10 protein-coding genes are annotated in these 13,140 nt (G+C 50.6%); 4 read left to right on the forward strand and 6 right to left on the reverse strand.

The window, feature by feature from the left end:
• Positions 1-3 precede the first annotated feature (3 nt).
• Both ACQ4MZ_RS18360 and ACQ4MZ_RS18365 read right to left on the reverse strand, forming a co-directional pair.
• On the reverse strand, positions 4-3,135 hold the full coding sequence (locus tag ACQ4MZ_RS18360; protein ID WP_430847094.1) for a SusC/RagA family TonB-linked outer membrane protein: 3,132 nt from the start codon (positions 3,133-3,135) through the stop codon (positions 4-6).
• Between the two features lie 362 nt (positions 3,136-3,497).
• Positions 3,498-4,376: a tetratricopeptide repeat protein gene (locus ACQ4MZ_RS18365; RefSeq protein ID WP_430847096.1), complete on the reverse strand. Its 879-nt coding sequence runs from the start codon at positions 4,374-4,376 to the stop codon at positions 3,498-3,500.
• Positions 4,377-4,523: 147 nt separating this feature from the next.
• On the opposite strand from ACQ4MZ_RS18365, the gene ACQ4MZ_RS18370 reads away from it, so the two are divergent.
• Together ACQ4MZ_RS18370 and ACQ4MZ_RS18375 are read left to right on the forward strand one after the other, a co-directional pair.
• Positions 4,524-5,105 carry a Crp/Fnr family transcriptional regulator gene (locus tag ACQ4MZ_RS18370; protein WP_430847098.1) on the forward strand — a complete coding sequence of 194 codons (582 nt, stop codon included), beginning with the start codon at positions 4,524-4,526 and terminating at the stop codon, positions 5,103-5,105.
• 75 nt (positions 5,106-5,180) lie between these two features.
• Positions 5,181-5,630, forward strand: a complete 450-nt coding sequence (locus ACQ4MZ_RS18375; protein WP_430847100.1) for a DoxX family protein — start codon at positions 5,181-5,183, stop codon at positions 5,628-5,630.
• 60 nt (positions 5,631-5,690) lie between these two features.
• Here ACQ4MZ_RS18375 and ACQ4MZ_RS18380 read toward each other — a convergent pair whose 3' ends face one another.
• Entirely contained in the window at positions 5,691-7,037 is a 1,347-nt protein-coding gene (locus ACQ4MZ_RS18380) for a Gfo/Idh/MocA family oxidoreductase (RefSeq protein ID WP_430847102.1), read from the reverse strand.
• Positions 7,038-7,486: 449 nt separating this feature from the next.
• On the opposite strand from ACQ4MZ_RS18380, the gene ACQ4MZ_RS18385 reads away from it, so the two are divergent.
• Complete coding sequence (locus ACQ4MZ_RS18385; RefSeq protein ID WP_430847104.1) at positions 7,487-8,455, forward strand: methylenetetrahydrofolate reductase; 969 nt, start codon at positions 7,487-7,489, stop codon at positions 8,453-8,455.
• Here the strand turns inward: ACQ4MZ_RS18385 and ACQ4MZ_RS18390 are convergent.
• Complete coding sequence (locus ACQ4MZ_RS18390; RefSeq protein WP_430847106.1) at positions 8,445-9,908, reverse strand: lipopolysaccharide biosynthesis protein; 1,464 nt, start codon at positions 9,906-9,908, stop codon at positions 8,445-8,447. The two genes, ACQ4MZ_RS18385 and ACQ4MZ_RS18390, sit on opposite strands and share 11 nt — an antisense overlap.
• 48 nt (positions 9,909-9,956) lie before the next feature.
• Positions 9,957-10,727, reverse strand: a complete 771-nt coding sequence (locus ACQ4MZ_RS18395; RefSeq protein ID WP_430847716.1) for a class I SAM-dependent methyltransferase — start codon at positions 10,725-10,727, stop codon at positions 9,957-9,959.
• Positions 10,728-10,928: 201 nt separating this feature from the next.
• On the opposite strand from ACQ4MZ_RS18395, the gene ACQ4MZ_RS18400 reads away from it, so the two are divergent.
• Positions 10,929-12,065 (forward strand): glycosyltransferase, encoded by a 1,137-nt coding sequence (locus ACQ4MZ_RS18400; RefSeq protein WP_430847108.1) that lies wholly within the window; start codon positions 10,929-10,931, stop codon positions 12,063-12,065.
• A 42-nt stretch (positions 12,066-12,107) separates the two neighbouring features.
• Here ACQ4MZ_RS18400 and ACQ4MZ_RS18405 read toward each other — a convergent pair whose 3' ends face one another.
• Positions 12,108-12,965 carry a TylF/MycF/NovP-related O-methyltransferase gene (locus ACQ4MZ_RS18405; protein WP_430847110.1) on the reverse strand — a complete coding sequence of 286 codons (858 nt, stop codon included), beginning with the start codon at positions 12,963-12,965 and terminating at the stop codon, positions 12,108-12,110.
• Positions 12,966-13,140: the final 175 nt, after the last annotated feature.

Below are 13,140 nucleotides of genomic sequence, written 5' to 3' on the forward strand. Positions count from 1 at the left end.
GGTTTAAAAAGTAAGTGTCAGGCCCAGGTTCCAAACCCGCGGACGGGGGTTGGCGAAGAAATCCAGGTTTTGCGAGAAGGCGGTATTAGCGCCGTAGCCGGAGTTGAAGGTGTCCACCTCAGGGTCGTAACCGGTGTACTTCGTAATCACGAACAGGTTCTGGACACTAGCATACAGGCGCAGACGGTCGATTCTCAGTTTTTCAAGGACAGGGTCGTTGAATGAATAACCCAGCATAAAGTTCTGGCCGCGGATGAACGAGCCGTTTTCCACCCACCAGGTATCGAAATGCGAATCCTGCGCGAATTTGTAGTTACGCACCTGTGAGATCATCGTGTTCTGGTGGTCGGGCGTCCAGGCATCCAGCACGGTAGCAAGGCTGTTTGCAATGGTCTGCCTGTCTTCCACCGAGTGCTTGAACGTAGCCGCGGTATTCAAGCCCTCCACAAAACGGATATTGAAAGAGAAATCCCAGCCTTTATACTTCATGGTACTATTGAAGCTGCCGGTCCATTTGGGCGTGGTACGGCCGATAATGCTGTAATAATTGCTTCCGTCGGCATTGTAAATGTACTTTCTGTCGCCTGGTTTCAGGTTATGTTCGGCGGCGAGAGCTGCCTCGTCGGTGCTGTAAGTTCCGATCCGTGTCATGCCGTACAACGACCCGATCGGCTCGCCTACGCGCAGGATGTTGGTCTGGCCAAGGAAGTTCGGGCCGGGGAAAATATCGGCATTGCCGCGGTTAAGTTTCAGGATCTTGTTCGCATTGGTCGCAAATATGAAGTTGGTAGTCCAGGAGAAGTTCTTTGTCTCGATGTTCGTCGTATTCAAGCTCACTTCAAAACCGGAGTTTCTCACTGAACCCACGTTTTGGTACACATTCGCATTCACTTCACCGGCGGACCATGGGATCGGCGCCTGGAGCAGCAGGTCTTTGGTGACGCGGTTGTAATAATCCACCGTCAGGTCGATATTCTCCCGGATACCCAACTCGACACCGGCGTCGAACTGCAAAGACCTTTCCCATTTCAGATTAGGGTTACCCAGATAGCTCGGCAATAAGGTCGATTGCAATGCGCCGTTCAGCACCGTGCTGGTGGCGTTGGTGGTACCCGGCTGGATCTGTGCAATGGATTGGTACTGACCTATTTCCTGGTTGCCCGAAAGCCCGTAGCTCGCGCGTACTTTCAAATTAGTGATCGTCTTGTTGCCTTTCAGGAAACCTTCTTCCGACACACGCCATGCGGCACCTACCGACGGGAAGAATGCATATTTGTTGTTCGCACCGAATTTCGATGAACCATCGTAGCGGCCTGTCGCTGTGAAGAGGTATTTCTCGTCGAGGTTATAAGTCGCGCGGGCGAAGTACGAATTCATAGCCCATTTGTAATCGGCCGAGGTAGAGGAGCTTCTTACAGAGCCGGAGCCGAGTGTATGCCATTGAAAAATATCGTCGATAAAGTTCTGCGTTTCAACAAAATCGGTCTCCTGGTTGTACTGCTGCCACGATGCCCCGAGCAATGCGGTAATGCGGTGGCGCTGGTTGATGGTTTTGTTCCAGGTCAGGTAGTTCTCCGACTGCCAGTAGGTGTTCAGGTAACCCCGGATGTTGGCCACACCACCCTGGTCGGCCGACATATGCGCCAGGTTCTGGGAGGAGAAGAAGTTGTTTTTCTGTGATTGGAGGTTAAATCCGAGATCGGTTTTGAAATCCAGGTCCTTGGCAATGTGGAAAAGCAAATAGGTATTGCCGAGGGATTGGAGCGTATTATTGATCGTGTACCGGTTGTGGGCGATATTCACGGGATTCGGGCCGCCTTCCAGGCCGGCGATGTCGTTGTTGCCGGCCCAGGTGCCATCCGGATATTTCACCGGCAGGATCGGCACTTCTTCGGATACCATGCGGGGCACGTTCAAGCCGCCGTTGCCGTCGGACACCATGCGCTGCCTGCTGTTGATCAGCGACAGGCTTCCACCCACTTTCAACCATTTGTTGATATCGGTATCCACCGTGAACCGGAGGTTGTAGCGCTTGAAAGCGGAAGTTGCCATCAGACCATTCTGGTTGAGATAACCCAGTGACAAACTGAATAGCGTTTTGTCATTACCTCCCTGGAAATTAAGCGAATGGTTAGTCGAGGTGGCCGGTTTGTAAACCTCTTTTTCCCAGTTGGTATTGTACAACGGCTTATCATTGGCATCGAACAAGAGCGGAAAGTTGGCGTGGTTGAGGGCCGCGGGAGGCGCCCAGGTCCCGCCGGCCGGGTCGAATTTGGTACCGTTGGCGTAGGCTTCGTTGTAAACCTTCACAAATTCGTCGGAATTCAGGGTTTTCACGTGGCGGTACAGCTCGCTGATGTTCACATTTCCATCATAGGAAACCTTCATAGTTCCCGCACGGCCGCGTTTGGTTGTGATCATGATCACCCCATTGGCACCCCTGGCACCGTAAATGGCCGTGGACGAGGCGTCTTTAAGGACTTCCAGAGAGGCGATGTCGTTCGGGTTGATGGAGTTTCCATCTACGCCGATCACCCCATCCACAACGTAGAGCGGGTCGATGTTGGAGTTGATGGAGCCGATACCCCGCACGCGCACCTTGGCCGGGGCACCGGGCGCATTACTGTTGACGCTCACCTCGACGCCCGCAATTTTACCTTGCAGCGCCTGGGAAACGTTTGGTACCGGCTTGTCGACCAGCTGCTCGCCTTTAATGGTCGCCACCGCGCCGGTCAGGTCGGATTTACGGACGGTACCGTACCCGATCACGACCACTTCTGTTAAAGCCTTCGCATCGGTAACCAGGTTTACGTCAATCACCGACCGGTTGCCCACGGTGATTTCCTGGCTGGAAAACCCTACAAAGCTGAATACCAGTATGCTGGATTCATTGGGGACATTGATTTCGAAATTTCCGGAAGCATCTGTCGAAGTACCGATACCGGTCCCTTTGATGAGCACATTCACGCCGGGAAGCGGGGAGGAGTCTTTGGAGTCCACTACCTTACCGGTGATTTTCTTGTCGGTAGCTGCGCGGGCGTGCGGGCACAGCGAGATCAGGAGCAATAGGTTTAGCAGGATTACTTTCATAATCCATCCCGACCGCAGGACGGGCGGTTGTACATAACTTTTCATGTAGAAATTAGTTAGTGTTTATTAAGCGTTTTGTGTAAAAAATGGGTGGAGGGGCGTCCGAACGGGCGCGACGGGGAGCGGATATTTGTCATGATTTTCAAACAGGTTTAGTAATAATTTCAGGTTTTAGTAATTTCCGAACATGGCAATGCCTGCGCCTAATGCCGCTCAGCAGGCGTAATTCGGTTTGATGTCAGGGGGAGGGGGGGATATTAATATTTTTAAAAAATATAGTCCAAAAAAGGCCTGTGCAGATTTAAACGCCGTTAAAATCGCCTTAAATTAAGATTAAAATGCACCCTGGACAGAGGTGCCGGGAGGTCAATATGCTGGGTAGCAGGGCGTGGGCTGGGAGCGTGGTATCACCTGGTCTGGAGGGTTGCAAGGGCAGACCTGGCATTGGTATTCCGAGGATTGAGGGAAAGTGATTTCTGATAGGCTGCGATCGCCTCTTTTTTCCGGTCTAACTTTAAGAGGCATTCGCCATAACTGTCGAAAGTGTTGAAGCCCGTCGGGTAAAGCTCCGTATTCAGCTTGAATATTTTGACGGCTTCCGAAAGGCTATCCATTAATTTATATCCGAATGAATTGATGGCTGCCTCACTTACATCGTACAATGAGCTTGCCCCTTTTTGAACTTCCGCTCGTATAAATGCTGCCGTTTCATCGGTCGATTTGCTGGTTTGGTGATATTCGAGAATCGGACGCAGGTTCATCCTGCGTTCCTTTACGAGCTGCTCTGCCAGTGTTTCGACATGATAAGCGCGGCGTTCCTGGTCGGTAACCTTCGTCGTATCAATCTGATAACGCTGCCATTTCCCATTCTGGCCCATCATGATATACTGCGTACCATAAATCTGCGGCATTCCTTTTCGCATCAGGTGCCGGTCGATGGCGGCGGCGAGCAGCCATCTGTTCACGGTGCTATCCAGATCAAGGGCTTGCTTCATTAATTTGATGGCTTTGGCCGATGCTAGGGTATCGGTGCCGTGCTGGAAGATCATGGCGCTCCGGTAAAAATCTTGTCCAGTGCGGACTTTGCTGGAATCCAGCAGTTCGTCAACTCTCCGGCGTCTTAGCGCGTCAGCCTTGTTCAGCTCGGTCCAGTTGATGTTGGCGACTTTCCGGGCGGACTGGTCTTCATCGTACATCCGCTGAATTTCCGCATTGTCGGAAGTTTGTGCAAACAGGGGCATGCAGGCAAGCGCCGCGAATATTATAATGGCGATGAACGGCTTCATGGAATGGGGAGTTGATGAATTTATGATAAAAGTATTGAGCGTCAGATGTATACTTCTTTGGGTTAGGTGCTGCTTTGACAATCAAAGCCTTGTATTTGACGGGAAGCCTCAAAAGAGCTAGTTTTAGGCAGCAAACGAATGCCCTGGATGAATACCAGCTTGTTACTTCAAAATATCGGAAACCATGTTCAGCTCGATGCGAGCGAGGAGAAGTTATTGCTATGCTTGTTCCAACCGAAAGTGTTGAAGCGAAAGGCATTTCTTTTGCGACAGGGCGAGGTATGCAGGTCGGAGAATTTCATTATAAAAGGGTGTGTCAAAGTGTATTCGCTTGATGAAAACGGGTTTGAGCATATTTTGATGTTCGGGATCGAAGGCTGGTGGGTGGGCGATTTGCTCAGCTTTCTGACGGGTCGGGAAAGCCGTTATCACATCGAAGCACTGGAGGATACCGAGTTGCTGCAAATTACGAAGCCGGATCTCGACCAGCTTTACGAGCAGGTGCCCAAAATGGAGCGCTTTTTTAGAATACTCCTGCAAAATGCATTCATCGCCCATATAGAGCGGATCGATCAGTCGCTTTCGCTGGACGCCGCGGGGCGGTATGGGGAGTTCATCCGCAAGTACCCGGCATTCGGGCAGCGCATTCCGCAAAAGCAAATCGCTGCTTACCTCGGCATTACGCCTGTGTTTCTCAGTATGCTCCGCAAAAAATTGATGGAGGGCTGATTTCTTCAACTACTTTAATTTTTTCGACCGCCGCTTTCCGGTCCTTTGCTGCCTCAAACAACAATTGACAATGTAATGAAAGCAATGATTTTTAAAACGAACAACGACTGGACCGGCCTTATCCTCCGGCTGACCATAGGTTTGATCCTCTTCCCGCATGGTGCACAAAAAGTACTGGGCTGGTTCGGTGGCCCTGGTTTCGACGGTGAAATGCAGTTTTTTACCGAAACCCTTCAAATACCCTGGCTGATCAGCTTCCTGGTGATCCTGATTGAGTTTGCAGGTGCGATTGCATTGATCGTCGGCTTCGCCTCGCGGCTTTGGTCGGTGGCTATTATCGGGCTGTTTGCCGGCATTATTTTCGTAGGGCAGCACGTGCAGAACGGCTTCTTCATGAACTGGTTCGGTAACCAGCAGGGCGAGGGCTATGAATACCATTTGCTGGTGATCGGGCTGGCATTGGCAGTTATCGTGCAGGGTAGCGGGCGATTATCCGTGGACAGGAAGTTGTCGCCTGTGGGATAATCGCGCAGCAGCCAAGGAAGAATGAGTCCCTGCAAATGCGTATTTGCAGGGACTGAACAGCTAGACGACCGGGTCCCAGCCCTTCGCGTACTCGCGTGACCAGAGTTTTTCCGCTTCCTTGTCCCCGATAATATGCCCGTTCTTCGGATCGATTTTCAGGTCGCGGCCTACCCGCCAGGCGATGTTGCCGAGCTGCATCGCAACAACGCTCTTGTAACCCAGCTCCACGTCGCAATTCGGTTTGCGATTGTTGCGGATCGCGTCCAGGAAATCGGCTACGTGGAGGTTGTCCATGCCCACGCTCGGGCTGACCAGGTTCCGCCCCTGCACGCCGGCTTCCTCGGTGGGAGAGTTTACTTCTTTGATGAGCTTGCCGTCGAGATCATACACCTTGTAGGCGTCGCCGCCGGTGTCGAGGCTGCCATTTTCGCCGTAAAATATGATGCCCCGGTCCTGCCCCTCGATTTTGCGGCCATTGGAGCTCCTCGATTCCCACAACAGTGAAATACGGCCTGGATAATCCATTGTGATGATCTGCGTATCGGGAGTTTCCCAATCGTCCTTGAACTCGTACCGGCCGCCCACTGAGCTGACGCGCGTTGGGAAGTCCACGCCCAGGCCCCAGCGTGCCACATCCACTTCATGAGTGCCGTTGTTGAGCGCTTCGCCGGTCCCCCAATGCCAGAACCAGTGCCAGTCGTAATGGATCAGGCCCTCCTTGTAGGGCATGCGTGGCGCGGGACCCTGCCAAAGCTCATAGTCGAGCCAGGAGGGGACGGTGCCGGGTTTCAGGTAAGTGGCCTTCCTTTTATTGGTATACCATGTTTTGGCCAGATAGACACGCCCGATAATGCCCTGATGCAGCTGTTTGATGCCTTCCGTGAGCACAGGCGCAGACCTGCGCTGCGCGCCCATCTGTACCACGCGCTTGTATTTACGCGCAGCCTCGATCGCGAGTTCGCCTTCGCGCGGATTGTGGCTCAATGGCTTCTCTACATACACGTGTTTGCCGGCCTGGCAGCCCATAATCGTCAGTGGCGCGTGCCAGTGATCCGGCGTGGCGATATATATGGCGTCAATGGATTTGTCTTCGAGAACCTTGCGGCAGTCTTTTTCGGATTTGGGTTTGGCGGTTTGTCTGGCCTCCATCACAGCCTGGATGGCTTTCGGGATGGCCCGCTCGTCTACATCGCAAACGGTACCTACTTCGGTATTTTTCTGCCCCGCAAAGGTGCTGCTCATGCCTTTGCCCCGGCTATTGACTCCGATCGTCGCCACGCGGATGAGATCGTTGGCGCCCATAATGCGGTTGTAGCTTTTCGCACTGAAACCCATAGCGGTTCCGCCGATGGCGATCCCCAGCGAGCCTGCTGCGGTAGTTTTCAAAAATTCACGTCTGTTAGCCATGACTTGTAGTGTATTGATTCGGTTTACTAAGCAATACATGGCCGGTATATACCTTTCTGTCGGGGCGAATCCGCACATTTTTGTGTCGTTCGAAGACTTAGAAAAAAAGCAGTAGCAATCTTTCGTCTGCTACTGCTAAAATCCCCCTTCAGTTACAATCCTCTATCGGTTGTCGGCGGTACCATTAAAGAACGTATACTTTTTGAGGCGGGTGGCCATTAAAGCCTGCCATCAATCCGAATGCTTGAAGTGCTTTCATGATCGTGGGTGGCGCGATCGGAATGCTGAATAATAAAAAAAATAGGCAACAGGGAAATCCGGTAGTAATAAATCCGGAAAATGATGTTTAGTTTGAAGAATGGACGAAAGAGGTACAGGTAACCGCAGGACGACGTCCATGTTGCAGATATTCTTTTAAGAGAAGCGGCAGGATGCCCATTAAGTAAGTCATGTTTCTGAACAAGATCAAATCCCGAGAATCAGGAGTGGTGCTTTACGGCATCACGCCACCCAAAGCCGACACCACTGTTGAACGCGTGGCCGAAATCGCTCAAAAGACCATCGAGCGATTGGCTACCCTGGATATTGATGCATTGGTGGTATATGATGTGCAGGATGAATCGGCCCGTACGAAGGAAGAAAGGCCGTTCCCGTTCCTGAATTCGCTCGACCCACTGCATTTCGCCTCGGAATACCTCGGTAGTCTGGACGTTCCCAAAATCATCTATCGTCCCGCCGGCAAATTTTCGGCGGAGGAGCTGTCGGAATGGCTGGAAGAATTGAAGGAGCAGCATTTCTATCCTGTGTTTGTAGGAGTGCCCGCGCCGGACTTTCCTGTGAAAACGAGCCTGCCCGAAGCGTATAAAATCTGGCGCAAGAATGAGGAAACCTCGGTAATCGGTGCTGTGACGATTCCCGAACGTCATAAGATCCTGCAAGACGAGGATACGCGGATTCTGGATAAGATGGAATGCGGGGTATCGTATTTCATTTCCCAATGTGTATTTAACCTCGAATACGCCAGGCAGGTAATTGAAGACCTCGCCCTGCGTTGCGACCGCGAGCAAATAACCCCGCCGACGATCATTTTCACGATCACAGCCTGCGGCTCTGAAAAAACGTTACAGTTTATGGATTGGCTGGGAATCAACGTGCCGGAGGAGTTAAAGGAGGACCTCAGGAGTTCGGAAGATATTCTGGAACGATCGGTCAATATCTGCCTCGACATAGCTTCCGAGCTCACGGCATTCTGCATGGAACGTTCCATACCGTTTGGCTTCAATATCGAAAGCGTCGCCATTCGCAAAGCGGAAATCGAAGCATCGATTTACATGGCAGGTCAGATCAGCCAAATGCTGAAAGACAAGGGTGTGCGGAAATCGGAGCGGGCACAATCGGTTCTCAGGCCTACGGCCTGATCCTCGGGGCCACGTTAGACAAAACCTTTTTAGCCAAACCCATAACCATTTCGAAATGGAATGCAAAGAAGGTTATGCCCAGAATGGCCAACTTGATCAGAAACAGATAGATGAAGCCCGCATCGTCCGCCTTGAAATCGCCGAAAACCTGCACCAAGTAAAGTAGTATGACAAGTGCGACACCCAGCGTGCTGTGCTTTGCAATTACTTTCAGAAACCGGGTGAAACTGCTGCCTAAAATCCTGTTGATCAGAACGTAATATACAATGATGAAATTGGTGGCAATGGCCACCGAAATGCACAGGGCGGTCATAGTCAGCGATTCAAAATAAAGAATTCCAAGGAGCGTCGCCGAAATGGTGGTGAAAGTGCTGAGTATGCCCATTTTGAACAGCATATCCGTCCGGCCCATAGATTGGAAAATAGCACCGCCACTTGAATTGACCATTTGAAGCCAGATGGAGGCACCGAATACTTGCAGGACGGGCGCAACGTCTGTCCATTTGGAGCCCAGTACAAGATAGACAATCTCTTTGGATGAAAAGAAAACGAATATTGAAATGGGGATTCCCAGCATCGCCAGGATATTCACTACTTTCAGGTATTCTTCAAAAATGATTTTCGGCTGATCGACAAATCTTGCGAGCACGGGGTGGAGCACGGGGGTGATCACATGCGTAAGGTTCGCGACCGGGTACATCATGAGCTGGTAGGACTGGCTGTAAATTCCGAGGTTCTGGTTGCCCATAAACTTACCGATCAGGATGTTGTCGAGATTGCGGGAAAAGTAGTTAATGATATTGAACGCAAATTGAAAACCCGAATACCTCGCTATCTTTCTGAAACCACCGAAGCTGAAACCTTCCAGGAGCCTCAGTCTTGAAAAATAAAAGTACATTATGCAGATTATCAGATTCGAGAGGATCGAACGCCAGATGATCGAATAATAGCTGTAACCTTTCATGGCAAGGAATACGACCAGGATTCCCGTGGTAACGCTGGTTATGATTTCTATCCCGCCCAACAATTTGAACGATTTCTCCCGCATTAACAGGCTTCTTGGAACGCCCGATAAAGAGCTGAAAAACACGCTGACAGAGAGGAGCTGGCCGATCCTGATGTAGACGTCGCTTTCGTAAAACCAGGCAATGCCGTAAGAAAGCAGGTAGAATGCCAGTCCGAGACAGGCACTTAGTAATATGTTGATTTTGAAAATATCGGAAATGTCCTTTCGCGTAAGATCCCGGTTTTGAACGATCGCCGATCCTACGCCGATGTCGCCGAGGATGCTGAAAAAAGTAATGAATACGGTGACGACACCCACGACACCGTATTCGTCAGGGGATAAAAATCGGGCCAGTATTGAATTGATTACCAGCCCGATGAGTATGCTGCTATATTTAGAAAGAAAAACAAAAAAAGTCCCCCTCTTGATTTCCTGATCAACCCGCATTTTCTGTAAGTTTCATTACACGTCCCCTCAGGACTGAGAAATAAGTCACTAGCCTTTCGGAGCGTTTTTTTTCGCCACAAGAATATAAGTACAGGCATCTTTATCCTTGCCGCCTTGCGAGGGTATCTGATCGAACAGGTAAATAAGAGGTTGAAACAGGATCGCCAGTACGGGTCGTAAGAACGGAGGTAGAGCAAATGTGAAGCCATCCTGGAAGAGTTGAAGGCCCATGGCGGACCGGCCGATGATCCCCCGGAAGTGGATTACTTCAAACCCTGCATCGGTGACAATTTTTTTCAGGCCGGTGGAAGTCCATCGCCAGAAATCGGTAGGGTCGGGGTGGAACATCCAGTAGCCATGCGTGCTCAGGATCAATTGTCCGTCGGTTTTGAGTACCCTCAGGGCTTCTTTTAGATATTCTGCCGGATTGACAACGTGTTCGAGTGCCTGGGTGGACAACACGACATCCAGCGTTTCATCCGGGAGTTCGATTCGCCCCTCAGGAGAAATCAGAATATCAGCCACCTTGTTCCCGGGTAGGTCGATCCCGATGTACTTGTGAACGTAGGGGGCCACCAACGACTCGTAAGGCCGGTTTCCACAGCCATAGTCGGCCAAAGTTAAACTTCGCGAATCGCGCGCCACAAATTCCTGAATGACATCCTCAATAGCCTGACGAAGTTGGCGAAGATAGTAATAGCGGGTTGCCATTCGTCCGAATATCGATGGATACAAGCGTTCGACTCCTGGTTCTCTTTCAGTCATGCCAAAATAAAAGTATAGTGTTTTAGTATATAGGTTGTTAGCTAATGCCCGAATCGTTCGGCCCGGCTAGCGATGTTGCAAGTTATAACTCTTTTCGAGCGAATTGCATGCCAGCCATTGTTTATCTCACCATTGCAAAGCGAACGGCAGGTTTGGGTGATCAAACGGCTCGCTAACATCAATCGGAAGTGTTTAAATTTGTTCGTATTTTGTTTACACACTAGTCGATCGGCATACGGCCGTATTTTTGGAGCTATGAACATTCTGGTATTCAATGAATCATTTTTTCCGCTGAGTGAAACGTTTGTGCATCGCCAGGTAGTCGGCTTGTCGCGGTATCACCATGTAACGCTGCTCGCCTATCGCTACGAGCATGAAGACAAGTTCCCAACCGATGTAGAAAAAAATCTTCTGGCCCGATACCAGGGCCTGTTCGATATGCTGATTACGAAAGTATTACGCGTGTTGACAAGGAAAATGCACAGGCTGAGCTTTCAAAACCGGTTATGGGTTTCGGATTTGCTGCGAAACGGTAGGATCGATGCGATCCATACCCATTTCGGAACTTCCGGGATCGAACTGCTGCCAGTGGCGAAAAAGTTGGGTATCCCGATGGTCGTTAGTTTCCATGGAATCGACGCGGCCCCGGCAATGCTGAACGTCCCGGCATATGCCTGCGGTATTCAGGAGGTGATCGAATATGCAAAGGCAGTCATTATCGTAAGCCCGCATTTTGTGGACACACTCGGCCTGAGTAAGTTCAGCAGCAAGGTACACCTGATTCCTTACGGTACCGACGAGCAGAAATTCATTCCTGCGGAAACGCCGGAGCGTAGCAAGATCGTGATTCAGCATGTAGGCCGCCTCGTCGCCAAAAAGGGGGTGCCGGATTTAATTACAGCATTCAGCACACTTTGCGACCGGCACGACAACCTGGAACTGCGTATCATCGGTGACGGCCCGGAGATGCCGCTGTGCAGGGAGCTCGTCGATCGGTTGAATTTAAGCGACAAAGTATCGCTGCTGGGCTCCAAGCCGCATAATGAAGTCAACGAACATATGAAAGATGCCGACATTTACGTACTCAACAGCCGGACCGATGCCAGGGGAGATATGGAAGGCCTGCCGAATTCCATTCTGGAAGCGATGAGTATGGAAAAGCCGGTCGTGTCCACGTATCATGCGGGTATCCCGCAGGCGATTCAGGATGGGGCAAATGGCTTGCTCGTTAAGGAAAGGGACAACGAGGGCTTGGCGGAGGCGCTTGAAACGCTGATTCGCGATCGCGCTCTCAGGCGCAGGCTGGGCGTTGCGGCAAGGCAGACGATTGTCGCGAATTTCAGTGCCCGTTCGATGGAAGCAAAAATCCAGTCAGTTTTCGCGGGATTGTAACGGGTCTCCAACGCTTGTACCGACCGGATTTTCGCAGGTATTTCAAAGTGATTGCGATTTCACCGCAATTCTGCCCGTGTAGTCGATTCTATTCAACAGAAGCGGTTTGTCCGCAAAATATTCGTCTACGGCTTTTTTGCAGCCGTCCCAATGACCATAATCATCAATGATCAGCACGCCGGAGACGGCCAGCAGGGGATAGAGGTGTAGCAACTCATGCGCGGTGGATTCGTACCAGTCGGTATCGAGACGGAGCAATGCAATGCCATTGGCCGGCAATGTGGAAGGGATTGTATCTTCAACCTTCCCCTTTACATAATGGATGTTTGCGGAAGGGTATTTGGTGATATTCATGTTTTGTTTCACGTCGGTAATGTCTGCAAGGCACCATACCGATGTTTCTTTATGGTTGGCGCCCTTTTTTAGCAGCAGGTCGGCGTCTTCACCGCGGAAAGTCCTGTCATGCTCGGTGGGTTCCGACATCCCTTCAAAGGTATCGTAGAGGAACAGTTGCCTGTCGGTGCTGCGCAGGTGCAGCAGGGTAAGGGCGGTCATCATCGAGCTTCCCCCACGCCAAACGCCGCATTCCACAAAGTCGCCGGGAATATTATTTTTCACCACATATTTCACGGCGTTGAACAAGGCGTACATGCGTTCTATGGACGTCATAGTGTACGGCCTGCATTGTTCGTACAAAGCCAGGAAGATTTCATCATCCGTAAATTTTTCCTCCTTTTTGATTCGGGATACTTGTAATCCAAAAGGTCTCAATAGAAGCGAATTGATCATAAAATAGCAGATATGGTGAAAATGAATTGTTCGCATTTTTGCATCAACGATAGGAAAGATTCTCAGTAATTCCAAACTCGTTATCAGATTCTTAGCCATTTCGAAGGACATAAAAATAGCATATTACTGAGCACTGGATGCAGTCCGGTTATCGTAGGGTCGGTATCAACTCTTGTTCGCTACTTTTGGCCGCATGGAGGGCTGCCACCGGTAGTGGCGCGGGCGAAGGGCTTTATATATTTGTTTTATAGAATTTATTCTATTTTATAGATTAATATCTACTACA

Source organism: Dyadobacter sp. BHUBP1 (assembly GCF_050587785.1).
Classification (GTDB): domain Bacteria; phylum Bacteroidota; class Bacteroidia; order Cytophagales; family Spirosomataceae; genus Dyadobacter.